This window comes from Methylobacterium mesophilicum SR1.6/6 (assembly GCF_000364445.2).
GTDB classification, from domain to species: Bacteria; Pseudomonadota; Alphaproteobacteria; order Rhizobiales; family Beijerinckiaceae; genus Methylobacterium; species Methylobacterium mesophilicum_A.
In genome coordinates, this window is sequence record NZ_CP043538.1 from 4837630 (window position 1) to 4861363 (window position 23734).

The window sequence follows — 23734 nt, forward strand, 5'->3', positions numbered from 1 at the left end:
GAATTATAAATCGGCCCGGCAAGGATTCGTGGGTCCGAGACGGCGGGTTCGAGCTTGCGCGAACCGCATTTCAATCGGAAGATGTTCGAAAACGAACATCAGGCTACTAGGGCATGAGGATCCCGGGGGGTTTGGAGATGTCGCGACCGCTCGACCGCAGGTCCGAGGACCGGACCGAGGCTGTGGGCGTGGAGGGCCGGCGAAGCGCCATTGTGGCCACGGTGCGCCAGCGCGGCTTCGTGACCATCGAGGCGCTGGCCGCGCAGTTCGGCGTCACTGTCCAGACGATTCGGCGCGACCTCAACGAGCTGAGCGCCGAGGGGCGGCTCGAGCGCTACCGCGGTGGCGGCGGCCTGCCCTCCAGCGTCGAGAACATCGACTATGCGGACCGGCGGGTGACCCTGCTGCCGGAGAAGACCCGGATCGGCCGGTTGGCGGCGAGCCGCATCCCGTCCCACTGCTCGGTCTTCATCAACATCGGCACGACGCCCGAGGCGGTGGCCCGGGAACTCGCCCGGCATGACGATCTGAGCATCATCACCAACAACCTCAACGTCGCGATCTCGCTCGCCGAATCTACGGAGTTCCGCATCGTCGTGGCGGGTGGGACGGTGCGCAACCGCGACGGTGCAGTTCTGGGCCAGCTCACCTGCGACACGCTCAGCCAGTTCCGGGTCGACGTAGCGGTGATCGGCATCAGCGGCATCGACGCCGACGGGGCGCTTCTCGACTACGATTACGAGGAGGTGCGTGCGACGCAGACGATCCTGTCGCATGCCCGGAAGACCTTCCTGGTCGCCGATCACACCAAGTTCACCCGGCGCCCAATGGTTCAGGTCGGACGGCTCGATCAGGTCGACACCTTCTTCACCGACCGGATGCCGCCGGAGGAGATTGTCGCGTTGCTGGAGCGCCAGGGGGTGAAGCTGGCGGTCGCGGACCCCAGCGACGAACCGTAACGAACATTGAATTTTTCGCTTGCGAAAATTCGCAGCCGGGTCAATATAATGCCAATCCGCCGCGAGGGCGGCATTGGAGGAACCATGGCGGCAGCAACGCGCCAGCGCGAGCCGTCCGACGTCTACGATCTTCTGGTCGTTGGCGGCGGCATCAACGGCACCGGCATCGCCCGGGACGCGGCCGGCCGCGGCCTGTCGGTCCTGCTGGCCGAGCGCGGGGATCTGGCGGGCTTCACCTCCTCGTCCTCGACGAAGCTGATCCACGGCGGCCTGCGCTACCTCGAATATTACGAGTTCCGCCTCGTCCGCGAGGCACTGGCCGAGCGCGAGCGGCTGCTGCGGCTCGCCCCGCACGTGATCTGGCCGCTGCGCTTCGTGCTGCCCCACGACGAGGGCCTGCGCCCGGCCTGGATGCTGCGGCTCGGCCTGTTCCTCTACGATCACTTGGCGCGGCTGCGGACCCTGCCGGGCTCGCACGGGGTCGACCTGCGCAGCTCCGAGTACGGTACGCCGCTGCAGAAGCGCCTGACGCGCGGCTTCGTCTATTCCGACTGCTGGGTCGAGGACAGCCGCCTCGTGGTGCTCAACGCCATGGACGCCCGCGAGCGCGGCGCCACGGTGCTGACCCGCACCGGCGTGGTCTCAGCCCGGCGAGAAGGAAACAGGTGGGTCGCGACCCTGCGCGACGAGCGCGGCGGCGCCGAGCGGACGATCCACGCGAAGGCCGTCGTCAACGCCGCCGGCCCATGGGTCAGCGAGACGCTCGGCGGCACGCTCGGCATCAACAGCCGCGCGGCGGTGCGGCTGATCAAGGGCAGCCACATCGTGGTCAAGCGGCTGTTCGAAGGCGATCAGGCCTACATCCTGCAGCAGCCCGACAAGCGCATCATCTTCGCGATCCCCTATGAGCGCGACTTCACGCTGATCGGCACCACCGACGTGCCCTACGACGGCGAGCCCGGCCCGGTCTCGATCTCCGCGGAGGAGACCGACTACCTCTGCGGCTGCATCAACCGCTCGTTCGACACCAAGATCACCCCGGCCGACGTGGTCTGGAGCTACTCGGGCGTGCGCCCGCTCTACGACGACGCGGCCGAGAACGCCTCCGCGGTGACCCGCGACTACGTCCTCGACGTCGAGGACCAGGGCGGGACGGCGGCGGTGCTGTCGGTGTTCGGCGGCAAGATCACCACCTACCGGCGACTCGCCGAGCACGCGCTGGAGAAGCTCAAACCCTACTTCCCGCACCTCAAGAAGGCCTGGACCGGGGACGCGGTGCTGCCGGGTGGGGCGATGAAGGATTCGGACTTCGACCAGTTCCTGGCCAAGCTGAAGGCGGAGAAGCCGTTCCTGCCCGACGAGACCGCCCGACGCCTCGCCCGCGCCTACGGAACGCGGGCGCGGGACATCGTCGGGACCGCGCGTTCCATGGCGGATCTCGGCGAAGCCTTCGACGGCGGCCTGACGGCGGCCGAGGTCGATTACCTGCGCACCGAGGAATGGGCGGTGACCGCCGAGGACATCCTGTGGCGGCGCTCGAAGCTCGGCCTGCGTACGAGTCCAGAGAGCGCGGCGCGCCTTGCCGCCTACCTCGACCGCAGGGCCGAGGCGGCCTGATCTTTTCGGCCCCGATCCGGCGGCAGACCGGTCGGGCATAACAGGGGAGGGAACGATGAGCCGTTACGTCGGGGCCATCGACCAGGGCACCACAAGCAGCCGCTTCATCGTGTTCGACCGGGAGGGCAGCGTCATCGCCCTCGCCCAGGCCGAGCACGCGCAGATCTATCCGGCCCCCGGCCATGTCGAGCACGACGCCGGCGAGATCTGGACGAAGACGCAAGGGGTGATGCGCGAGGCGCTGGAGAAGGGCGGGCTCCAGCCCTCCGATCTCGCCGCGGTGGGCATCACCAACCAGCGCGAGACCACGCTGATCTGGGACCGGACGACCGGCAAGCCGCTGCACAACGCGCTCGTCTGGCAGGACACCCGCAACGACCGGTTGGTGGCCGAATTCGCCCGCGACGGCGGCCGCGACCGGTTCCGCGACCTCACCGGCCTGCCGCTGGCGAGCTACTTTTCCGGGTTGAAGCTGCGGTGGCTGCTCGACCATGTCGAAGGCGCCCGCGCGAAGGCCGAGGCCGGCGACGTCCTGTTCGGCAACATCGACACGTGGCTCGTCTGGAACCTCACCGGGGGGACGGAGGGCGGCCTCCACGTCACCGACGTGACCAACGCCAGCCGCACGCAGCTCATGTCGCTCAAGACCCTCGACTGGGACGACGGCATGCTGACGACCTTCGGCATCCCGAGGGCGATGCTGCCGCGGATCGTCTCGTCGAGCGAGGTCTACGGGGAGACCAAGGCGCCGTTCGCCGGCGTGCCGATCGCCGGCATTCTGGGCGACCAGCAGGCGGCCCTGTTCGGCCAGACCTGCTTCGCGCCGGGCGAGGCCAAGAACACCTACGGCACCGGCTGCTTCGCGCTGATGAACACCGGCGAGGAGCCGGTGCCGTCGAAGGCCGGCCTCGTCACGACGCTCGCCTACCGCCTCGACGGCCACAAACCCGCCTACGCGCTGGAGGGCTCGATCGCCATCACGGGCGCCTTGGTGCAGTGGCTGCGCGACAACCTGCACATGATCAAGGATTCGGCCGAGGTCGAGACGCTCGCGACCACGGTCGAGGACAATGGTGGCGTCTACTTCGTGCCGGCCTTCTCGGGGCTCTACGCGCCGCACTGGAACGAGGGCGCCCGCGGCCTGATCATCGGCCTGACCCGCTACGTCAACCGCGGCCACATCGCCCGCTCGGTGCTGGAGGCGACCGCCTTCCAGACCCGCGAGGTGCTGCAGGCGATGGCGAAGGATTCGGGCATTCCCGTCAAGGAACTCCGGGCCGATGGCGGCATGGTCGCCAACAACACGCTGATGCAGTTCCAGTCCGACCTGCTCGACGTGCCGGTGGTGCGCCCGAAGGTGGCCGAGACCACCGCGCTCGGCGCCGCCTACGCGGCGGGTCTGGCGGTCGGCTACTGGAAGGGTCTCGACGATCTCAAGCGCAACTGGGGCGTGGACCAGCGCTGGACCCCGAAGATGGATGCCGGCCAGCGCGAGAAGATCGCCGCCGCCTGGAGCCGGGCGGTGCAGCGCTCCTTCGACTGGAAGACCGACGAGGATTGAGCGGCAGGCCGCCGGGGTCCGTGCGCGCGGCACGTTGGCCTTACGCCCTCGTGACAACCACCATCCCAACCCGCGACATCATCCTGAGGTGCGGCGAAGCCGCCTCGACGGAGGGTTCCAGCCAACCGCGCGGTCGCTGGAGTTTTCCTTCGGGGTCTACGCTTCAGTTCGGCACCTCAGGATGAGGCAGCTTAATTAAATCCGCGCCAATATCCGTGACCGCTCCCAGCGATCACGCGCTCGCCAAAGCTTTGAACTTTCACAAAAAGCAGCGAACGGGGGAGACAAGATTATGACATCACCATTCCTGGGCGAATTCCTGGGTACGATGACCTTGATCGTGCTCGGCGACGGCGTGGTGGCCGGCGCCCTGCTCAAGCATTCCAAGGGCGAGAACGCCGGCTGGATCGCCATCACGGCGGGCTGGGCCTTCGCGGTCCTCGCCGGGGTCTTCGTGGCCAACGCCACCGGCAGCGCCGACGCCCACATCAACCCGGCGGTCACCGTGGCAGGTGCGGTCAGTTCCGGCGATTACAGCAAGCTTGCCACATACATCCCGGCCCAGATGCTCGGCGCCTTCGTGGGCGCCGTGATCGTCTGGCTCCATTACCTGCCGCACTGGGGCGCGACCCAGGATCCCGGCCTCAAGCTCGCCTGCTTCTGCACCGGCCCTGCGATCCGGGACGCGAAGTCCAACTGGCTCTCCGAGATCATCGCGACCTTCTTCCTGATCCTGACTATCTCCGCCCTCGTGACCACCACGCTCGGCTCGGCCGGCGCCATCCCGCGGGCCGTCGCGCCCTACATGGTCGGCATGCTGGTCTGGGGCATCGGCCTGTCGCTCGGCGGCACCACCGGCTACGCCATCAACCCAGCCCGCGACCTCGGGCCGCGCGTGGCCCATGCGGTGCTGCCGATCGCCGGCAAAGGCTCGTCCGACTGGAGCTACGCGCTGATCCCCGTGGCGGCCCCGATGGTTGGCGCCGTGCTGGCCGGGCTGTTCGTCCGGGCGCTGGGGATCTGACGGAACGGGCCCACCCTCAACCGCCGCGGGGCGTCCCTGCGTCGCGGCGGTTTGCGGCGCGCGGCCTTCAGCCTTAAGTCAGGGCCATCACGACCGCGCCCTCGGGGCGCTTCCCGCGGTGTGGCAGCCCCCGACTCATGGCCGTCGTCCTCGACATCCTGAAGAACGATCCGCGGCCGGACCGCCTGCGCCATCCCGAGAAGGCGCACCGGCCCGATCAGCCCGTCCAGGCCAAGAAGCCGGACTGGATCCGCGTGAAGGCGCCGGGCTCCAAGGCCTGGACCGAGACGCAGAAGATCGTGCGCGAGCACGGGCTCGTCACGGTCTGCGAGGAGGCGGGCTGCCCGAATATCGGCGAATGCTGGGAGAAGCGGCACGCCACCTTCATGATCATGGGCGACACCTGCACGCGGGCCTGCGCCTTCTGCAACGTGCGCACCGGCCTGCCCGACGCCCTGGATCAGCATGAACCTGAGAAAATTGCCGATTCGGTCGCCAAGCTCGGCCTGCACCACGTCGTCATCACGTCGGTCGACCGGGACGACCTGAAAGACGGGGGCGCCGAGCACTTCGCCCGCACCATCGCGGCGATCCGGCGGGCGAGCCCCGGCACCACGGTGGAGATCCTGACGCCCGACTTCCTGCGCAAGGACGGCGCGCTCGAGGTCGTGGTCGCCGCCAAGCCCGACGTCTTCAACCACAACCTGGAGACGGTCCCGGCCAAGTACCTCACGGTGCGGCCCGGCGCCCGCTACTTCCACTCCGTGCGCCTGCTCCAGCGGGTGAAGGAGCTCAACCCCGCCATCTTCACCAAGTCCGGCATCATGGTCGGGCTGGGCGAGGAGCGGAACGAGGTGCTCCAGCTCATGGACGACCTGCGCTCGGCCGACGTCGACTTCCTCACCATCGGCCAGTATTTGCAGCCGTCGAAGAAGCACCACGAGGTCGTGCGCTTCGTCCCCCCGGAGGAGTTCAAGGCCTACGAGACCACCGCCTACGCCAAGGGCTTCCTGCTGGTGTCGGCGACGCCCCTGACGCGTTCGTCGCACCATGCGGGCGAGGACTTTTCGCGACTTCAGGCGGCGCGTCTGGCCAAACTGTCGCCCGCGCTCTCGGCCTGAGGAAACCCGAACACCATGCCGTCCTTCCGGGTCACCCGCGCGGTGAAGCATTCGCCGCAGCAGATGTACGACCTCGTCGCCGACGTGGAGCGTTACCCCGAATTCCTGCCGCTCTGCGAATCCCTCCGGGTGATCCGCCGGCAGGATATGCCCGACGGCGGGCAGGTGCTGATCGCCGAGATGGGCGTGGGCTACAAGGCGATCCGGGAGCGCTTCACCACCCGGGTGACCCTCGATCCGGCAAACCTCAAGATCGTGGCCGAGTATATCGACGGCCCGTTCCGGCACCTGGAGAATCGCTGGCTGTTCAAGGACGGCCAGGGCGGCGGCTGCAACGTCGACTTCTTCATCACCTACGAGTTCAAGAGCCGCACCCTGGGGCTCCTCATGGGTTCGATGTTCGACCGGGCCTTCCGTAAGTTCACCGATGCCTTCGAGGGGCGCGCGGATCGGATGTACGGGGCGCGGGCGTAGGACCCGTCATCGCTTGCGCCGTAGCGCCGCGAAGACGGTGGTCCAATCCATCGACCTCATCCTGAGGTGCCGGAGCGCAGCGGAGGCCTCGAAGGCGCCCTTCAGTCGGCCGCGCGATCCCTTGAGCGCTCCTTCGAGATCCGCTGACGCAGGCACCTCAGGATGAGGGGGAGGGTGGGATCACTGGCGCGGCGAGCTGCCCGCAAGGACGGCGTCAGGCCCGCATCGGCACGCGCACGTGCTCGGGCCGCACACCCATCCCGATCATCCGCGCCGGCAGGACCTGAAGCGGTCGCACCGCATCGAGGATCCGGAGCGCCAGCGGCGCCCGGAACGGCGCGTCGGCCGCAAGCGAGGCCGCGATCACGCGGGACTGGATCACCCGCTGCAGCGCCTGCGTCGCCCGAACGGGGAACATCCGCCGGGCCTGGACCCGGGCGAGGTCGGCCTCGGCAACGGGTCCGGCCCTCAGCGGCTCGGCCAGGAGATTGGCCGCCGCCACCGCATCCTGGATCGCGAGGTTGATCCCGACGCCACCCACCGGCGACATCGCGTGCGCGGCGTCACCGATGCAGAGCAGCCCCGGGCGGTGCCAGCAATCGAGCCGGTCGACGGTGACGGTCAGGAGCTTGACGGCGTCCCAGTCGGCGATGGCGTCGGTGCGGTCGGCCAGGAACGGCGCAATCTGCGCCACCGCGGCCCGGAACGCCGGCAGGCCCTTCGCGCGCAGCGCCGCGTCGCCGCCCTTCGGCACCACGTAGGCACATTGCCACGCATCGCCCCGGTCGAGGGTGATCAGGATCCGTCCCGGCCCGAATCGGCCGGCCGCCGCCTCCGGATCTCCGTCCCGGCGCGGCAGGCGGAACCACAGCACGTCGATGGGTGCCCCGAAGGCGCGGGGTATCAAGCCGGCCTGCGCACGCATCCGCGAATGGCGGCCGTCCGCGCAGAGCACGAGGTCGGACCGGAGCTCGACCGGACCGTCCGGCCCGGTCGCGCGCACCCCCGCGACGCGGCCCTGCTCCGCGATCAGGTCCTGCGCCTCGGTGCGGCGGAGCAGGCGAAAGGTCGGATAGCGCCCAGCCTCGCCGGCCAGGAAGTCCAGGAAATCCCATTGCGGCATGAACGACAGGAAGCGGTTCCGGGTCGGCAGCCGGCTGAAATCCGCGACCCGGTAGCTGCGCCCGGCCACGACGCCCGAGAAGTTCTCGACGCGGCGCTGCGGAAGGGCACGGAAGCGCTCGGTGAATCCGAGTTCGTCCATCAGGTCGAGGGTGGAGGGATGAATCGTATCGCCGCGGAAGTCGCGCAGGAAATCCGCGTGCTTCTCTAGGACGAGCACGTCGATTCCGGCCCGCGCGAAAAGCAGCCCGGCCATCATCCCGGCGGGACCGCCGCCGACGACGCAGAGGCGGGTCTTCACCGTGTCCATGGCCGTCCTCCCCGAACCGTGATCAGTTGCCCAAGGCATTCTCCAGGAGGCCGAGCGCGTCGGCCACGGCGGCCCGGCGGATGCCCGCGCGACCCAGATCGCCGTAGCGCCGCTCCAGATGGCGCGCGGCGCCATCCCGCAGCGCGAGACCGAAATGGACCAGCCCCACCGGCTTCCCGGCGCTGCCCCCGCCCGGGCCGGCGATGCCGGTGATCGCCACGGCCACGGAGGCCGGTGCCGCGGCGAGCGTTCCGATGGCCATCGCCCGCGCGACCGGCTCGCTGACGGCGCCGTGCTGGCGGATCACGTCCATCGGAACGCCGATCGCCTCGGCCTTCGCCGCATTGGAATAAGTGACGAAGCCGCGCTCCAGAACGGCGGAAGACCCGGGAACGGCGGTAAGCAGGCCAGCCACGAGGCCGCCGGTGCAGGACTCGGCCGTGGCGATGGTGCACCCGGCCGCCGCGTAGGCTGCCACCAGAGCCTCAGCCCGGGCGAGAAGCTCGGCGTCGTCGATCATCGCGAACGGGCTCCCCTCGGACGGTCACGCCCTATCTCGTGTTGTGACTCAAGGCCGAGCCGGGCTCAAGGACCGGCGGCCCCAACCCGGAGACACCCCATCCATGATCTTCCCCGCGACCACGGCCTTCTTTGCTGGGCTGCTCGCCCTCGTCTACCTGGGCCTGTCGGGATGGGTGATCGGGAGCCGGGTCTCCGACAACGTCCTGCTCGGCGACGGCGGCGACGACGCGGTGCTCAAGCGTATTCGCTCGCACGCCAATTTCTCGGAATACGTGCCGCTGGCGCTCATCCTGATCGGCCTGCTGGAAGCCGGCGGCGGCGGCCACGGGCTGGTGCAAGGGCTGCTGGTCGCGCTCCTCGTCGGCCGGATCCTGCACCCGATCGGGATGTTCGCGCCGCCGAACTCCCCGCGTCAGTTCGCCTGCCGGGGCGGCGGCATCCTGCTGACGCTGGCGACGCTCGGCGTCGCCGCGATCGCGCTGCTCCTTCGCACGGCCTGAGGCGGGTCACGGAACAGAGAGCCAGTCACGGTCTGCCGACAGCGCCCGCGCGACAATCGTTGCCCGCCAGGAAGGACGCGCGTGTTCCCCACGACCGCGTCTCGGGAGCCCGCGGCCGGGAACGGAAACGATCAGCCCTGCCGCATCGCCGTCTCGGCCTGGGCATCGAGGGCGGGGCCGTCCTCCTCGGGCAGCCGCACGGTCGCGGCGGCCTGGGCGGCGAGCCCCTCCGCCCGCCCGACGAAGCCGAGCTTCTCCGTGGTCGTCGCCTTGATGGAGACCGCCGACAGCGGCACGCCCGCGATGGCCGCGATGCGTGCCCGGATCTCCTCGCGGTGCTTTCCGATGCGCGGCGCCTCGGCCAGCACGGTGATGTCGAGGTGGTCGATGCGGCCGCCGCGGGCTCGGACGAGGTCGCAGGCATGGGCGAGGAACTGGTCCGAGGATGCGCCGCGCCAGCGCTCGTCTGAGGGCGGGAAATGCGTTCCGATATCGCCGTCCGCGATGGCGCCCAGCAGTGCGTCGGTCAGCGCGTGGAGCGCCACGTCCCCGTCGGAATGGGCGAGCACGCCGCGGTCGGCCGGGATCTTCACGCCGCCCAGCCAGACATGGTCGCCGGTGGTGAAGGCGTGCACGTCGAAGCCGGTGCCGAGGCGGGTGACGTAGGTGGTCATGGCGCGGGCTCCGGGCGCTGGCGTCTCAAGGGTTTCCGACGCGAAGGCGCGGTCGGCCTCGATCAGGTCGGCGGGCTGTGTAATCTTGCGGTTGGCGACATCGCCGGCAAAAACCACCACCGGTAAGCCGGCCCATTCGGCCAGCGCGCCGTCGTCGGTGAAGCCGTCGAGGCCCTGCGCGGCGGCGTCCCGGTGGGCGCCGAGCAGCGGGCCGAAGGCGAAGGCCTGGGGCGTCTGCACCGCGCGCAGGTGCTCCCGGGGTGGGGTCTCGTGCACCCGGCCGATGCCCGGAGCGATGTCGACCACGCGCTTGACCGTGTCGGTCACCGGCACGCCGGGCACGGCCGCGCCGTGATCCCGGCCCGCCCCGATCGCGCGGGCGATCAGCGCCGCGTCCACATAGGGGCGCGCCGCGTCGTGGACCAGCACGATCTCGGGCTCGGCGCCCGCCGCCAGAGCCTCCAGCCCGGCCCGCACGGAGAGCTGGCGCGTGGCGCCGCCCTCGACGGGCTCGGCGATCTTCGTCCGGACCGCGGGAGCGAGCTCGTCGAGGCAAGAGCGGAAGAACTCCGCCGCGTCGGCCGCGATCACCGGCTGAATCCGGTCGATCGCGTCCTGGGCGGCGAGGGCGGCCAGCGTCCGCGTCAGGACCGCCTGCCCGCCGACGCGGCGGTACTGCTTGGGCGTGCCGCCGCCGATGCGGATACCGCGGCCCGCCGCCACCACCACCGCGGCGACGCCGGTTCCCGCACTGGCAGGTCCGGTGGCTGGTGTGCCGGTGGCGGACATGGGCGAATGTCTCGTGGATTCCTGAAGCATGCAGGGCGGCGGCCGGCGCGCTAGTCGGCCGTGCCGCCGGAGCTCTGCCGCGGCGGGTGCCCGTCGTTTAAGCGGGGGAGGGTTCGAAATCAACGCGCGGCCCCGCTTGCCAGCGGACCGGCCTTGCCTCATTGTTGTGCAGAATGGCGACTGATCATTATTTGAGCGCGCTGCGCCGCGGAGCTGCGAATGCCGGAGCGGTGGAAGCCCGTCCGCTCTGCCTGCTCGCGCCCCTGTCGGGCGTCACCGACCTTCACATGCGTCGCATCGCCCGCCGCTCTGGGGCCGATGCGGTGATCTCCGAGATGGTAGCGGCGCGGGATCTCGCCCGCGGGTCCGGAGAGGCGGCCCTGCGCGCGGAGGGGACCGGCGTCGACCTCCACGTGGTTCAGCTCGTCGGCTGCGAGGCGAACCCGATGGCGGAGGCCGCCCGGATGGCGGAGGCCGGCGGTGCCCACGTGATCGACGTGAACATGGGCTGTCCGGCCAAGATCGTCACCGGCGTGGCCTCGGGCTCGGCGCTGATGCGCGACCTCGACCATGCGGAGCGCCTGCTCGCGGCGGTCCGCGGAGCGGTCTCGGTGCCGGTCACGGTCAAGATGCGCCTCGGCTGGGATGATGCGAGCCGGAACGCCGCGGATCTCGCCGTCCGCTCCGAGCGGCTGGGCCTGAACGCCGTGACGGTCCACGGGCGGACCCGGCAGCAATTCTACAAGGGGCGGGCCGACTGGACGGCGATCCGCGACGTGGTCGAGGCGGTGTCGATCCCGGTGATCGCCAACGGCGACGTGGTTGATCTCGCCAGCGCCCGCGCCTGCCTGGCGGCCTCGGGAGCCGCAGGGGTGATGATCGGGCGGGCCGCCACCGGTCGGCCCTGGCTGGTCGGCCGGATCGCGGCGGCCCTTGCCGGCCGGCCCGCCTCCGAGCCCGCCCGGGCGGAACAGGCTGCCCTCGCTGCCGAGCACTACACCGGCCTTCTGTCGCTCTACGGACGCGACATGGGGGTGCGGCATGCCCGCAAGCACCTCGCCGCCTATGCCGAGACCGGCGGCGCGCTGGATCCGGCCGAGCGCTCGGCGCTCCTGACGACCACCGATCCGGGAATCGCGCTCACGCTGCTGGCCCGGGCCTTCGCAGGTCCGGCGGACACGGTCCGGGAGGCCGCGTGACCGACGAGTCCCTCCCCCCGGAGAGCGGCGGCCGGCGCGACACCGCCGCGGAGGCCGTGCTCAACGCCCTGCCGCTCCCGGTCCTGACGATCGGCGGAGACGAGCGGATCCTCCACTGCAACCACGCGGCCGAGGCCTTCTTCGACTACTCCGCCCGGCTGATGCAGCGCCGCCGCCTGCGCGACATCATCCCGTTCGCCTCGCCGATCATCGCGCTGGTGGCCGAGGTGCGTCGCCGCCGCGCCAGCGTCAGCGAGTACCGGGTCGAGCTGACCCAGCCCCGGCTCGGGCTGGAGCGCAGCGTCGACGTCTTCGCGACGCCGCTCGGCGACGACGGCGACTCCGTGGTGATGATGCTCCAGGAGCGCACCATCGCCGACAAGATGAACCGACAGCTCACCCATCGGGGCGCCGCGCGCTCGATGGTGGCGCTCGGCGCCATGCTGGCCCACGAGATCAAGAATCCGCTGGCGGGCATCCGCGGCGCCGCGCAGCTCCTGGAGAGCACCGGCGCCGAGGAGGACCGGATGCTCACCCGGCTGATCTGCGACGAATCCGACCGGATCGTCCGCATCGTCGAGCGCATGGAACTCTTCGGCGACGAGCGTCCCTCCGACCGGGGCGCCGTCAATGTCCACGGGGTTCTCGATCAGGTGAAGCGCTCGGCGCAGTCGGGCTTCGCGCGGCATATCCGCTTCATCGAGACCTACGACCCGTCGCTGCCGCCGGTGCTCGGCAACCGCGACCAGCTGGTTCAGGTGATCCTCAACCTCGTGAAGAACGCCGCCGAGGCGATCGGGCCGGACGCCGTCGAGGGCGAGATCACCCTGTCGACCGCCTTCCGCACCGGCCTGCGGCTCCAAGTGCCGGGCTCGCGCGAGCGCGTCAGCCTGCCGATCGAGGTGGCGGTGCGCGACAACGGCCCGGGCATCTCGGCCGACCTGCTGCCCGACCTGTTCGACCCGTTCGTCACCACCAAGGCTCAAGGCTCCGGCCTGGGTCTTGCTTTGGTGGCCAAGATCGTCGGCGATCACGGCGGGATCGTCGAGTGCGATCCCGCCCCGCGCCGCACGGCGTTCCGCATCCTTCTGCCGATGTCGAGTGCCCGGGACGGGCGCGAATCGGCGGTCGATCCGTGATGTCGATCCCCGAATCCGGCCCCCCGTCGGAGGTCTGAGTAGAGAGTCATGCCGAACGGCCACATCATCGTCGCCGACGACGACGCCGCCATCCGCACCGTGCTCAACCAAGCGCTGTCACGGGCGGGCTACGAGGTGCGCTCGACGGGCAACTGCGCCACCCTCTGGCGCTGGGTCGCGCAGGGGGAGGGCGACCTCGTCATCACCGACGTGGTGATGCCCGACGAGAACGTGTTCGACCTGCTGCCGCGCATCAAGCGCGTGCGCCCCGAGCTGCCGATCATCGTGATGAGCGCGCAGAACACCTTCATGACGGCGATCCGAGCCTCGGAGCGGGGCGCCTACGAGTACCTGCCGAAGCCCTTCGACCTGAAGGAGCTGATCGCCATCGTGGGCCGGGCGCTCTCGCGCCCCCGCGGCGCGGCGCCGGCCGGGGCGCCCCCCGAGAACGAGGACATCCCGCTGGTCGGCCGCTCGCCGGCCATGCAGGAGATCTATCGGGCCCTCGCCCGGCTGATGCCCACCGACCTGACCGTGATGATCACCGGCGAGTCCGGCACCGGCAAGGAGCTGGTCGCCCGGGCGCTGCACGATTACGGCCGCCGCCGCACCGGCCCGTTCGTGCCGGTCAACATGGCGGCGATCCCGCGCGACCTGATCGAGTCCGAGCTGTTCGGCCACGAGAAGGGCGCGTTCACGGGGGCGCTCCAGCGCTCCGCCGGCCGGTTCGAGCAGGCCGAGGGCGGCACGCTGTTCCTCGACGAGATCGGCGACATGCCCATGGAGGCGCAGACCCGCCTGCTGCGCGTCCTGCAGCAGGGCGAGTACACCACGGTGGGCGGCCGGGTGCCGATCAAGACCAACGTCCGGATCATCGCGGCGACCAACAAGGACCTGCGGATCTCGATCCAGCAGGGCATCTTTCGCGAGGATCTGTTCTTCCGCCTCAACGTCGTTCCGCTGCGGCTGCCGGCCCTGCGGGAGCGGTCCGAGGACGTACCGGACCTCGTCCGCCACTTCTTCGTGCTGGTGGAGCGCGAGGGCCTCACCCGCAAGACGCTGGACGGCGACGCCATGGAGCGGCTCAAGCGCTACCGCTGGCCCGGCAACGTCCGCGAACTGGAAAACCTCGTCCGGCGGCTCGCCGCGCTCTACCCGCAGGAGACGATCACCGGCCCGGTGATCGAGGCCGAGCTCGACACCCTTCCGCTGGCCGCGCCCGCCAACCCGAACGCCAACGGCGGCGCCCGCAAGGCCGGGGCTGAGTCCGAGAGCCTCTCGAGCGCGGTGGAGCGCCACCTCTCGGATTATTTCTCGGGTTACCGGGACACGCTGCCGCCCCCCGGCCTCTATCACCGGATCCTGCGGGAGATCGAAGGCCCGCTGATCGGCGCGGCGCTGGCCGCCACCCGCGGCAATCAGATTCGCGCAGCGGAGCTCCTCGGGGTCAACCGCAACACCCTTCGCAAGAAGGTGCGCGACCTCGACCTGCAGGTCTTTCGGACGGCTCGGTAGGCGGCCGAGATCCGATACCGCTTCCGGCTGATAGCTTCGGCGCCGCCGTCTTTGCGAGCGCAGCGAAGCAACCCAGTGGCGCTCCGCCCTGGGTCACTTCGCTGCGCGCGTGATGACGGGAGGCGCGCGTCGACCGCAGCGTTCGAATGGTCACCGGTGAAGCAACGCGTCTGCAGACCGGCCTTCCGAACAGTCCCCCGAATTCTCAGGTTCCGCGGCGGCCCCACGGGAATTCCTCGGGCGTCGCGCGGCAGCCCGGTGGGCCCCTTCAAGGCCTCCGCTGCGCCCCGACCCCTCAGGATCAGGTCCAGGATGGGCATGAGGCTGCGGGCGCTCAGCGTCCAGGCAGTATCGGGTCGCCGCGCATCAACGCGTGCAGACGCTCGGTATCGAAGCCGTTCGGGATACTGGGAACAGCGGGCTTCGTGGCGGGCGTGGCCTTGGCCGGCGCCGGGAGCGAACCGGTGGCGGACGGCTCGGCCTGGGCGGCGCGGGCCACCGGTGCCGGCGCCAGATGGGCCAGCCGGTCGGCACTGACGAACACGACGACCGCCGTCGAGGCCAGGACGAGGACGCCGCCGAAGAGGGAACGCAGGATACGCACGCGACGACCCGGGACGCGACTTGAGACGGCAACAGAATAGGGGCGAGGCCGTTAACGAAGCCCCACCCCCAATCTTCGGGAGGCGATATTGACCAACGCCCAGGCCACTGCGAGCGACAGCCCGTTCATCCAGGGCCGCAACGCCCGCCTCTACGGCAAGCCCGTCAGCGAATGCCCCTATCCGGAGGGTTCGCAGGAGCGCGCGGCCTGGATGGAGGCCTACGAGGAGGCCGTGAACTCCGACCCGCCCGAGAAGCCGTGAACACGGGGCATGTTTGACCTGAGCGGGGCAGCACGGGGTATCCGGCTTGACCTCGACGGGCGAGGGGCGCTTCGTGCACCGCAGCGCAACCCCATCGCCGAGCCCCGATGTCCCTGAAGCCCTCGCCCGACGCCAAGCAGACTTTCGCGCCCGCAACGCGCCTCGTCCATGCGGGTCGGGATCCGGGGGAGCAGCACGGCTTCGTCAACACGCCGATCTACCGCGGCTCGACGGTCCTCTATCCGACCTACGACGCGATCAAGCACCGGCGCGGGCGCTACAATTACGGGACGTCGGCGACGCCCACCATGGACGCGCTGACGGCGGCCTGGACGGAACTGGCCGGCGCCGCCGGGACGGTGGTGACGCCCTCGGGCCTCGCGGCGCTGACGGTCGCGCTGATGGCCGCGGTCTCGGCGGGCGACCACCTCCTCGTCACCGATTCCGCCTACCGGCCGACCCGCCAGTTCTGCGACGGCGTGCTGGCCCGCTACGGCGTCGCGGTCACCTACTACGACCCGATCATCGGGGCCGGCATCGCGGAACTGATGCGCCCGAACACCCGGGCGGTGCTGGTCGAGGCGCCCGGATCGCAGAGCTTCGAGATGCAGGACGTCCCGGCCATCGCCGCCGTCGCACACGCCCACGACGCCTGCGTGATCATGGACAACACCTGGGCGACGCCGCTGCTGTTCCCGCCGCACGAGCGGGGCGTCGACATCGCCGTGGAGGCCGGCACCAAGTACCTGAGCGGCGGCTCGGACCTGCTGATCGGCCTCACCTCCGCCAACGCCCGGTACTTTCCGGCGGTGCGCCGGACCTTCGATCATTTCGCCATGTGCGCGGGCGCGGAAGACATCTTCCTCGCGCTGCGCGGCATGCGCACCATGAACCTTCGGTTGCGCGAGCACGGCCGCGCGGGCCTCGAGATGGCGCAGTGGCTCCAGGCGCGGCCGGAAGTGCTGCGCGTCCTCCATCCCGGGCTGCCGGAGGATCCCGGCCACGCGATCTGGAAGCGCGACTTCTCCGGCGCCTCCGGGCTGTTCGGCGTGATCCTCAAGCCGGTGCCCGAAGCCGCGGTCGCCGCCATGCTGGACGGCCTGCAGCTGTTCGGGATGGGCTTCTCGTGGGGTGGGTTCGAGAGCCTCGTGATCCCGTTCGACTGCGCCGGCTACCGCACCGCCACAAAATGGTCCCCCGGCGGGCCGGCGCTGCGCTTCCACATCGGGCTGGAGGACACCGCCGACCTCAAGGCCGACCTCGACGCCGGCTTCGCGCGCCTGCGGGTCGCCGCGTGAGCGCGCCGACGAGGCGCCGCCTGATCCAGGGCGCCGGCGCGCTCGCCCTCGCGGGCAGCCTGCCCGCCGCGGCCGCGGAGGCGGAGGTCACCGCCCGCCTCGCCCGCTACATGGCGGCCGCGCGGGAACAGGCGCTTCCGCCGGAGGTGCTGACCGCCTGCAAGCACCGGATCCTCGACACCCTGGCCGCGATGGTCTCGGGCGCCCGGATGCGGCCGGGCGAGATGGCTCTTACCTACGTCCGGGGCCTCGGCGGCACCGAGCAGGCGGGTGTCGTGGCCTCCGGCTTCCGGACCACGACGGTCAACGCGGCGCTCGCCAACGCCATGTGCGCCCACGCGGACGAGACCGACGATTTCGAACCGGTGACCAAAGCGCATCCCGGCTGCGCCACCGTGCCGGCGGCCCTGGCGCTCGCCGAGCTGCACGGCAATTCCGGCGCCGAGTTCGTCCGCGCGGTGGCGCTCGGCTACGATCTCTGCTGCCGCCTGCTCCTCGCCCTCGGGCCCGACCTCGTGCGCGGCGCGCACCGGAGCGCCGAGGGCACCAGCTCGACCTTCGGGGCGCTCGGCGCCGCGGCCTCGCTGGCCCGCCTCGACGAGCGCGGCATGCGCTTCGCGCTCTCCTACGCGGCCCAGCAGGTCTCCGGCCTCTGGAGCTGGGTGCGCGACAAGGACCATGTGGAGAAGGCGTTCGACTTCGCCGGCATGGGCGCGCGCAACGGCGTGACCGCGGTGGGCATGGTCGAGGCCGGCCTCACCGGCGTCGCCGACGTGCTCGACGGGCGCCACAACCTGCTCAACGCCCTCTCGACGGCACCCAAGCCCGAGCTGATGCTGGACGGGCTCGGCAGCCGCTTCTTCGTCACCGAGACGGCGATCAAGACCTTCTCGGTGGGCTACCCGATCCAGTCGCCCCTCGACGCGACGCTGATGCTGCGCCGGCAATACGGGCTCACGCCGGAGACCGTGCGGCACATCCTGGTGAAGGTGCCCACCGATGCAGTCGGCATCGTCGGATCGAGTGCCATGCCGGATGTGAGTTGCCAGCACCTCGTGGCGCTGGCCCTGGTGAAGGGTGGCGTCTCCTTTGCCGACAGTCACGATGCCGGCCTGATGCACGATCCCGCGATCGCCGCGGAGCGCGCGAAGGTCGAGCTGGTGGGCGACCCGGCCCTGATGGACCCGGCCGCACCGCGCGGTGCCGTGGTGGCGATCACGCTGGCGGACGGCCGGACCGTGGAACACCACACCCGCCATCCGCCCGGCACCAAGGAGAACCCGCTAAGCACCGAGGCGGTGAACGCCAAGGCGCGGGACCTGATGGCGCCGGTCCTCGGGCCGGACGCTACGGAGCGCCTGATCGCGCGGGTCAACGCCCTGGAGGCCGTCGCCGACATGCGCGAATTGCGCCCGCTCCTCACCGCGTGAGGGGGAGGGCGGTTCTGCGGTGCCGCTGACGCGGCCAGCCATGTGCTGGGTCCCGGGTCGCAGTCCGTTGACGCTGCATGCGCCCGGGAAAAGGGTTCCGATTCATCCTGGACCGCCCCTTTCCCGGACAGGTGGAGCGTTAGCGCAACCTTATCCGGGACCCAGCACCGGAATTCGCCGCGCCAGCGGCTCCGGATCCGATCCCCTGCATTTGACCTTCCGGCGCGTTCCTGATTGACCGGCCCGGCATGACCACGAGCCTCTCCGCCGGCGGCACGCCGCGCCTCGCCCATGCCGACCGGGTCGGCCGCGGGCTCGACGCGCTGAGCGTCAGCCATGGCCGCGCCGTGGCGGCCCTGCTGGCGCTGTGCCTGGTGATGTTCCTGCCCGGCCAGATCTCGATGCAGCCGATGGACCGCGACGAGCCCCGCTTCGCCCAGGCCTCCAAGCAGATGCTGGAGACGGGCGACCTCGTCGACATCCGCTTCCAGGGCGAGGCGCGGCACAAGAAGCCGGTGGGGATTTACTGGGCGCAGGCCGCCGCGGTGGCGGCCGGCGAGGCCCTCGGCGTCCCGGAGGCGCGCACGCAGATCGCCCTCTACCGGATTCCGTCGCTGCTGGGAGCGACCGTTTCGGTGCTGCTCGCCTACTGGGCGGCGCTCGCCTTCCTGTCCCGCCGGTTCGCGCTGCTGGCCGCCGCCCTGTACGGCGGGTGCCTGATGCTCGCCGCGGAGGCGCATCTGGCCAAGACCGACGCCCTCCTCGTCGCCTGCGCCACCGCGAGCCTCGGCGCCCTCGCCCGCGCGTGGCTGGCGGCCCGCGACGGCCGCGCTCCGGCGGGGCCGGTCTTCGCGGCCTTCTGGGTCGGGATGGCGCTGGGCATCCTGGTGAAGGGACCGATGGTGCCGCTGTTCGTGGCGCTGCCGGCCCTGATCCTGTCGGTGCAGGCGCGCTCCGGGCGCTGGCTCCTGGCCCTGCGGCCCGTCCCGGGTCTCGCCCTGACGGTGCTGCTGGTGGCGCCCTGGTTCGCCGCCATCGCGTGGAAGAGCGGCGGCGCCTTCTACGCGGAGGCGGTCGGGCACGACATGCTGGGCAAGGTGGGCGGCGCGGCGGAGCGCCACTGGGGGCCGCCCGGCGCCTACGCGCTCGCCTTCTTCGCCACCTTCTGGCCGGGGGCGGCCTTCGCCGCCATGAGCCTGCCCTTCGCGTGGCGGGCGCGGCGCGAGGCCGCCGTGAGCTTCCTGATCGCCGCGGTGCTGCCGGCTTGGCTGATCTTCGAGGCGGTGCCGACCAAGCTGCCCCATTACGTCCTGCCGCTGATGCCGTGGCTCGCGATCCTCACCGTGCTGGCGCTGTCGCGGGGGGCGCTGGACCCGCGGCTGCGGGGCGCGCGCCTCACGGCCCTGCTGCTGCCGGCGATCCCGGCGGCGCTGACCCTCGGCCTCTGCCTCGCCGGCTGGCGCCTCGATGCCCACACGCTCCCGTGGCCCGCGCTGCCGCTGCTCGCCGCTGCCTGCGTGGTCGCGGCGCTGGGATGGCTCGCCTTCGCGCAAGGCTCGGCCGAGCGCGCCCTCGTGCTCGGGGTGCTGGCCTCCTGCCTGCTCGGCCCGGCCGTGCTCGGCGTGGCGCAGCTGTCGCTGCCGGCCCTCAAGGTCTCGCCCCGGCTCGCCGCCCTGCGCGACCGGATGCCGTGCCCGAACCCGGAGGTCGCGAGCCTGGGCTACCGCGAGCCGAGCCTCGTCTTCCTCGTCGGCACCGGCCTCGCCCTGCCGCCGGACGGCGCCGCCGCCAAGGCCTTCCTGGAGGGCGGAGGCTGCCGGCTGCTCTTCGTCGAAGCCCGCGACCGCGACGATTTCAACGCGGCCTGGCCGGTGGGGCGGGGGGTGCCCGCGCCGCTGGCCGAGGTCGACGGTTTCAACCTCAACACCGGCCGGCGGGTCTTCGTCACGGCCTACGGGGTGGTGCCGTGAGCGACGTTCCCCACCTCAGCGTCGTCGTGCCGGTGAAGAACGAGGGCGGCAACATCGCGCCGCTCGTCGCCGAGATCGAGGCCGCCTGCGCGGGCCTCGCCTTCGAGGTGATCTACGTGGACGACGGTTCCACGGACGGCACGCCGGCGGCCCTCGCGGCGGCCCGGGCGGGCCGGCCCTGGCTGCGCGTGCTCCGCCATGCCCGGAGCGGCGGCCAGTCTGCGGCGGTGCGCAGCGGGGCGCTCGCCGCCCGTGGCACCATCATCGCGACGCTCGACGGCGACGGCCAGAACGATCCGGCCTTCATCCCCATCCTGCTCGACGCCCTGGAGGCGGCCGGACCGGCGGCCGGCCTCGCCCAGGGGCAGCGGCGCGGTCGCAAGGACGGACGGTTCAAGATGCTGCAGTCGCGCATCGCCAACGGCGTCCGCGGACGGCTCCTGAACGACTCCACCCGCGACACCGGCTGCGGTCTCAAGGTCTTCCACCGCGCCGTGTATCTCCGGCTGCCCTATTTCGACGCCCTGCACCGGTTCATGCCGGCCCTGGTGGCCCGGGAGGGGTTTTCCGTGGTCCATCGTGACGTCGTGGATCGGCCCCGGCTCACCGGCGTGTCGAATTACGGCCTGTTCGACCGCCTCTGGGTCGGGCTCCTCGATCTCGCGGGGGTCTGGTGGCTGATCCGGCGCAAGCGCGCCGATCCGCGGCCGGAGGAGATCGCCCTTCCGGCCGGCGCGCCGGCAGACCAGGACGTCGGATGCTGATCCAGCTTGCCCACGATCTGCCGGACTACTTCTACGACGTGTTCGTCACCCGGATGGATTTCTGGTTGGTGTTCGGCATCGTCGCCCAGGTGGTGTTCGGCTCGCGCTTCATCCTGCAATGGATCGCCAGCGAGCGGGCGGGTCGGAGCGTGATGCCGCTCTCCTTCTGGTTCCTGTCGATCCTCGGCGGGATCATGACCCTGGTCTACGGGTTCGTACGGCGCGAGCCGGTGATCATCATCGGCCAGGGCCTGTCGACCGGCATCTACCTGCGCAACCTCGCGCTGATCTTCCGGGAGCGGCGCCGGAGGCGCGGCGCGGCATGACCCGCGCACCGCTGCCGTCCTTCTACGACGATCTCGACGCCACCTACGCCGAGCTGTGGCGGCTCCTGGCGGACGGCGCCGTGCATGGCCGCAGCGGCTTCCACCTGCCGGCGCTGGCAACCCTCGGTGCGGACGGCGCCCCCCGGCTGCGCACCGTGGTGCTGCGCGCGGCCGACGGCGCCGACGGCACCCTGCGGTTCCACTGCGACCGCCGCTCCGACAAGGCCGCCGAGATCCGGGCGCGTCCGGCCTGCGCGCTCGCCGCCTACGACGACGCCGCGAAGGTCCAGATCCGCGTCGAGGGCCGCGCCAGCCTGCACACCGACGACGCCGTCGCGGACGCCGCCTGGGCCGGCTCCCGGGCGATGAGCCGGGTCTGTTACGGGAGCGAGCCCGGTCCCGGCACCGCCCTCCCGGCGGGTGGCGCCTACGCCCTGCCGGACGAGGGGACGGCGGCGCTGGGCCGGCCGAATTTCGCCGCCGTCGTGATCCGGGCGGAGCGGCTGGACTTCCTCTACCTCGACCGCCGCGGTCACCGTCGCGCCGCCTGGCGCCGGAGCGCGCCGCACTGGCAGGGCGGCTGGCTCGCACCCTGAGGAGGCCGGTCCGGCGATTCGGTCTCAGGTGGTTGAAGTCGACCTTCCCACGCCACCGAAGGATGAAACGCCATCGCGCCCGTATCTTTTACGATCCAAGCCGTCCCAGCGCAGCGGCTCAAGATCGACTTCGCGGCACCTTCTTTTTAAGCCGCGGCTAAGAGCAACTCATGGAACTCCCCGGCGCCGACGCTTCGCAGGGAGAATGTCCGATGATCGGGCGTTTTTCGAGCGGCTCCAACCAGGGGCCGCGGCGGTGCATTACTTGCTCAAAGTTTCCATTGCTCTCAAGATCGCCGTCGCCTTCGCGTTCATAGCCGCGAATTCGATCGGTTATCTGTGGTACATCTCCCAGCGCATGGCCGCCGCCGACGCGGCCTACACAGCCTATCTCGGCAACGACGCGACGGCGGCCACGATGGCGGCGCGCCTGGGTCGCGTCGTCTATCAGATGAGCTACGTGGCCTTTCGCACCCTCGGCGAGGCCGATCCGGACGAGTCGGATCGCGTCGGGGCCGCGTTCGAGCCGCTCCCGGCCGAGGCGGGAAGGCTTCTCGACGGCGTGCGCCGCAACGCGCCGGGATTGAACGACCGGACCGGCCGGATCGCGGACCTGCTCCAAACCTACGCCACGCTGACCGGCGAGATGTGCGCCATGGCCAAGAAGGGCATGAGCGCCCAGGCGCTGACCCTCGCCCACAAGAAGGTGGACCCGCTCCAGAAGACGCTGTTTGCGGAACTCGAGGCCTTCGCCGACGACCTGAACACGGCGATCCGCGCAGGCTCCGAGGCGCTGAGCGTGGAAACCCGCGCGACCCTGACCTGGGCGATCGGCGTGTCGGCGGGTGGCATCGCGGCCAGCATCCTCATCGGGATGCTGCTGGTGAATGTCGGCGTCACGCGCCCGCTCGGCCACCTCGCCGTCGCCCTGAAGACCATGTCGGCCGGGCACATCGATACGGCGATCCCCGAGGCCAAACGAGCGGACGAGATCGGTGCCATCGGCAAGGCCGTCGAGGGCATCAAGGCTCTGGTTTCTCGACGGGCGAACGAGCAGGCCGAGAGCGAGCGGCTGCTGGCTGCGGCGGCCGCGGCGGACCGCAGCCGGACGCTGCTGCGGCTCGCCGAAGGCTTCGAGGATACGGTCGTCCGGATCATCGGCCATGTCGCCGCCTCCGTCACCGCGCTGCAGACCACAGCCCACACCATGTCCGACACCGCCGGACGGTCCGCCGACCAATCCACCACCGTGGCGACCGCAGCCGAGGAAGCCGCCCTGAACGTCAACACGGTTGCGAGTGCGGCGGAGCAGCTCGGCGCGTCGGTTCAGGAGATCGGCCGGCAGGTGTTCGGCTCGGCAACCCTCACGCAGGCCGCCGCGTCCGAGACGGGTCGGACGGCCATCCTGGTCCAGGATCTCAGCGCCGCCGCCGCCAAGGTCGGCGACGTCGTGACGGTGATCGCGGGCATTGCCGGCCAGACCAACCTCCTCGCCTTGAACGCCGCCATCGAGGCGGCTCGGGCCGGGGAGGCGGGCCAGGGATTCGTCGTCGTCGCCAGCGAGGTCCGGGATCTCGCCGCCCAGGCATCCCGGGCGACCGGCGAGATCTCGGACCAGATCGGCCGCATTCAGGGCGTCACGGCGCAAGCCGTCTCGGAGATTGCCTCGATCCTGGCGCGCATTCGGGACATCGATGCCGCTGCGTCCGCGATCGCGACGGCGGTGGACCAGCAGGAGGTGGCGACTCAGGAGATCGTCCGGAATGTCGCGCAAGCCTCCGCGGGGACGAGCGCGGTCACCGCCACCATGGCGGCCGTCGCCGCCGCTGCCGGGCAGGCCGGGACGGCCGCCGGCGAGGTTCTGACCTCGGCCTCCGCGCTGGCCCGCCAATCGGACGAGCTCGGCGACGAGGTTCGGCGCTTCCTCGCGACGATCCGGGCCGCCTGACGGCAAGCCT

The 23734-nt window shown here is 70.9% G+C and carries 22 protein-coding genes; 18 read left to right on the forward strand and 4 right to left on the reverse strand.

Going from position 1 to position 23734, the window contains the following annotated elements; genetic code table 11:
• The first annotated feature begins 137 nt into the window (after positions 1-137).
• From MMSR116_RS22975 to MMSR116_RS23000, 6 genes are all read left to right on the forward strand, one after another.
• Positions 138-959, forward strand: coding sequence for a DeoR/GlpR family DNA-binding transcription regulator (locus tag MMSR116_RS22975; protein WP_010686154.1), 822 nt, complete (start codon positions 138-140; stop codon positions 957-959).
• An 84-nt stretch (positions 960-1043) separates the two neighbouring features.
• Positions 1044-2576 carry a glycerol-3-phosphate dehydrogenase gene (gene glpD / locus MMSR116_RS22980; RefSeq protein WP_039894329.1) on the forward strand — a complete coding sequence of 511 codons (1533 nt, stop codon included), beginning with the start codon at positions 1044-1046 and terminating at the stop codon, positions 2574-2576.
• A gap of 55 nt (positions 2577-2631) precedes the next feature.
• Positions 2632-4137 carry a glycerol kinase GlpK gene (gene glpK, locus MMSR116_RS22985; RefSeq protein WP_010686152.1) on the forward strand — a complete coding sequence of 502 codons (1506 nt, stop codon included), beginning with the start codon at positions 2632-2634 and terminating at the stop codon, positions 4135-4137.
• Positions 4138-4429: 292 nt separating this feature from the next.
• The gene (locus MMSR116_RS22990; protein WP_010686151.1) at positions 4430-5161 is read left to right on the forward strand and encodes an MIP/aquaporin family protein; all 732 of its coding nucleotides are present in this window, start codon (positions 4430-4432) and stop codon (positions 5159-5161) included.
• Between the two features lie 137 nt (positions 5162-5298).
• Positions 5299-6282, forward strand: a complete 984-nt coding sequence (gene lipA, locus MMSR116_RS22995; protein ID WP_010686150.1) for a lipoyl synthase — start codon at positions 5299-5301, stop codon at positions 6280-6282.
• Positions 6283-6297: 15 nt separating this feature from the next.
• Positions 6298-6756, forward strand: coding sequence for a type II toxin-antitoxin system RatA family toxin (locus tag MMSR116_RS23000; RefSeq protein WP_010686149.1), 459 nt, complete (start codon positions 6298-6300; stop codon positions 6754-6756).
• 214 nt (positions 6757-6970) lie between these two features.
• On the opposite strand, the gene MMSR116_RS23005 is transcribed toward MMSR116_RS23000, so the two are convergent.
• The gene (locus tag MMSR116_RS23005; protein ID WP_010686148.1) at positions 6971-8188 is read right to left on the reverse strand and encodes an FAD-dependent oxidoreductase; all 1218 of its coding nucleotides are present in this window, start codon (positions 8186-8188) and stop codon (positions 6971-6973) included.
• A gap of 22 nt (positions 8189-8210) precedes the next feature.
• On the reverse strand, positions 8211-8708 hold the full coding sequence (locus tag MMSR116_RS23010; RefSeq protein ID WP_010686147.1) for a CinA family protein: 498 nt from the start codon (positions 8706-8708) through the stop codon (positions 8211-8213).
• 103 nt (positions 8709-8811) lie between these two features.
• Here MMSR116_RS23010 and MMSR116_RS23015 point away from each other — a divergent pair, with 103 nt between their 5' ends.
• On the forward strand, positions 8812-9210 hold the full coding sequence (locus tag MMSR116_RS23015; RefSeq protein WP_010686146.1) for an MAPEG family protein: 399 nt from the start codon (positions 8812-8814) through the stop codon (positions 9208-9210).
• Between the two features lie 131 nt (positions 9211-9341).
• Here the strand turns inward: MMSR116_RS23015 and MMSR116_RS23020 are convergent, their stop codons facing one another.
• Complete coding sequence (locus MMSR116_RS23020) at positions 9342-10673, reverse strand: bifunctional 2-C-methyl-D-erythritol 4-phosphate cytidylyltransferase/2-C-methyl-D-erythritol 2,4-cyclodiphosphate synthase (RefSeq protein WP_010686145.1); 1332 nt, start codon at positions 10671-10673, stop codon at positions 9342-9344.
• A 173-nt stretch (positions 10674-10846) separates the two neighbouring features.
• On the opposite strand from MMSR116_RS23020, the gene dusB reads away from it, so the two are divergent.
• From dusB to ntrC, 3 genes are read left to right on the forward strand one after another with little or no spacing between them, the layout of a single operon-like run.
• The gene (gene dusB, locus MMSR116_RS23025; protein ID WP_010686144.1) at positions 10847-11872 is read left to right on the forward strand and encodes a tRNA dihydrouridine synthase DusB; all 1026 of its coding nucleotides are present in this window, start codon (positions 10847-10849) and stop codon (positions 11870-11872) included.
• The gene (locus MMSR116_RS23030) at positions 11869-13011 is read left to right on the forward strand and encodes a two-component system sensor histidine kinase NtrB (protein ID WP_010686143.1); all 1143 of its coding nucleotides are present in this window, start codon (positions 11869-11871) and stop codon (positions 13009-13011) included. The genes dusB and MMSR116_RS23030 overlap by 4 nt, the downstream gene beginning before the upstream one ends.
• A gap of 48 nt (positions 13012-13059) precedes the next feature.
• A complete protein-coding gene (gene ntrC, locus MMSR116_RS23035; RefSeq protein ID WP_010686142.1) occupies positions 13060-14526 on the forward strand; it encodes a nitrogen regulation protein NR(I) in 1467 nt (488 codons plus the stop codon).
• Positions 14527-14860: 334 nt separating this feature from the next.
• Here the strand turns inward: ntrC and MMSR116_RS23040 are convergent, their stop codons facing one another.
• A complete protein-coding gene (locus tag MMSR116_RS23040) occupies positions 14861-15130 on the reverse strand; it encodes a hypothetical protein (RefSeq protein ID WP_010686141.1) in 270 nt (89 codons plus the stop codon).
• 88 nt (positions 15131-15218) lie between these two features.
• Between MMSR116_RS23040 and MMSR116_RS31455 the strand changes: the two genes are divergently transcribed.
• The 8 genes from MMSR116_RS31455 (at position 15219) to MMSR116_RS23075 (ending at position 23724) form a co-directional block, all read left to right on the forward strand.
• Positions 15219-15392 carry a ribosome modulation factor gene (locus tag MMSR116_RS31455; protein ID WP_010686140.1) on the forward strand — a complete coding sequence of 58 codons (174 nt, stop codon included), beginning with the start codon at positions 15219-15221 and terminating at the stop codon, positions 15390-15392.
• A 107-nt stretch (positions 15393-15499) separates the two neighbouring features.
• Positions 15500-16690, forward strand: a complete 1191-nt coding sequence (gene metC / locus MMSR116_RS23045) for a cystathionine beta-lyase (protein ID WP_010686139.1) — start codon at positions 15500-15502, stop codon at positions 16688-16690.
• Positions 16687-18120: an MmgE/PrpD family protein gene (locus MMSR116_RS23050; protein ID WP_010686138.1), complete on the forward strand. Its 1434-nt coding sequence runs from the start codon at positions 16687-16689 to the stop codon at positions 18118-18120. Before metC ends, MMSR116_RS23050 begins: the two co-directional genes overlap by 4 nt.
• Before the next feature lie 248 nt (positions 18121-18368).
• Positions 18369-20090, forward strand: coding sequence for an ArnT family glycosyltransferase (locus MMSR116_RS23055; RefSeq protein WP_010686137.1), 1722 nt, complete (start codon positions 18369-18371; stop codon positions 20088-20090).
• Positions 20087-20854 carry a glycosyltransferase family 2 protein gene (locus tag MMSR116_RS23060; protein ID WP_010686136.1) on the forward strand — a complete coding sequence of 256 codons (768 nt, stop codon included), beginning with the start codon at positions 20087-20089 and terminating at the stop codon, positions 20852-20854. Before MMSR116_RS23055 ends, MMSR116_RS23060 begins: the two co-directional genes overlap by 4 nt.
• On the forward strand, positions 20848-21180 hold the full coding sequence (locus MMSR116_RS23065) for a lipid-A-disaccharide synthase N-terminal domain-containing protein (RefSeq protein WP_010686135.1): 333 nt from the start codon (positions 20848-20850) through the stop codon (positions 21178-21180). The genes MMSR116_RS23060 and MMSR116_RS23065 overlap by 7 nt, the downstream gene beginning before the upstream one ends.
• Positions 21177-21776: a pyridoxamine 5'-phosphate oxidase family protein gene (locus tag MMSR116_RS23070; RefSeq protein ID WP_010686134.1), complete on the forward strand. Its 600-nt coding sequence runs from the start codon at positions 21177-21179 to the stop codon at positions 21774-21776. Before MMSR116_RS23065 ends, MMSR116_RS23070 begins: the two co-directional genes overlap by 4 nt.
• A 256-nt stretch (positions 21777-22032) precedes the next feature.
• Entirely contained in the window at positions 22033-23724 is a 1692-nt protein-coding gene (locus MMSR116_RS23075) for a methyl-accepting chemotaxis protein (RefSeq protein WP_039894389.1), read from the forward strand.
• The last annotated feature ends 10 nt before the right edge of the window (positions 23725-23734 follow it).

Coding starts and splice junctions, on each gene's coding strand:
- ntrC (WP_010686142.1), top strand. CDS start 13,060: ATGCCGAACGGCCACATCATCGTCGCCGACGACGACGCCGCCATCCGC.
- MMSR116_RS23000 (WP_010686149.1), top strand. CDS start 6,298: ATGCCGTCCTTCCGGGTCACCCGCGCGGTGAAGCATTCGCCGCAGCAG.
- MMSR116_RS23055 (WP_010686137.1), top strand. CDS start 18,369: ATGACCACGAGCCTCTCCGCCGGCGGCACGCCGCGCCTCGCCCATGCC.
- MMSR116_RS22990 (WP_010686151.1), top strand. CDS start 4,430: ATGACATCACCATTCCTGGGCGAATTCCTGGGTACGATGACCTTGATC.
- MMSR116_RS23005 (WP_010686148.1), bottom strand. CDS start 8,188: ATGGACACGGTGAAGACCCGCCTCTGCGTCGTCGGCGGCGGTCCCGCC.
- lipA (WP_010686150.1), top strand. CDS start 5,299: ATGGCCGTCGTCCTCGACATCCTGAAGAACGATCCGCGGCCGGACCGC.
- MMSR116_RS23015 (WP_010686146.1), top strand. CDS start 8,812: ATGATCTTCCCCGCGACCACGGCCTTCTTTGCTGGGCTGCTCGCCCTC.
- glpK (WP_010686152.1), top strand. CDS start 2,632: ATGAGCCGTTACGTCGGGGCCATCGACCAGGGCACCACAAGCAGCCGC.
- MMSR116_RS23010 (WP_010686147.1), bottom strand. CDS start 8,708: ATGATCGACGACGCCGAGCTTCTCGCCCGGGCTGAGGCTCTGGTGGCA.
- MMSR116_RS23070 (WP_010686134.1), top strand. CDS start 21,177: ATGACCCGCGCACCGCTGCCGTCCTTCTACGACGATCTCGACGCCACC.
- glpD (WP_039894329.1), top strand. CDS start 1,044: ATGGCGGCAGCAACGCGCCAGCGCGAGCCGTCCGACGTCTACGATCTT.
- dusB (WP_010686144.1), top strand. CDS start 10,847: ATGGCGACTGATCATTATTTGAGCGCGCTGCGCCGCGGAGCTGCGAAT.
- MMSR116_RS23020 (WP_010686145.1), bottom strand. CDS start 10,673: ATGTCCGCCACCGGCACACCAGCCACCGGACCTGCCAGTGCGGGAACC.
- MMSR116_RS23065 (WP_010686135.1), top strand. CDS start 20,848: ATGCTGATCCAGCTTGCCCACGATCTGCCGGACTACTTCTACGACGTG.
- MMSR116_RS22975 (WP_010686154.1), top strand. CDS start 138: ATGTCGCGACCGCTCGACCGCAGGTCCGAGGACCGGACCGAGGCTGTG.
- metC (WP_010686139.1), top strand. CDS start 15,500: ATGTCCCTGAAGCCCTCGCCCGACGCCAAGCAGACTTTCGCGCCCGCA.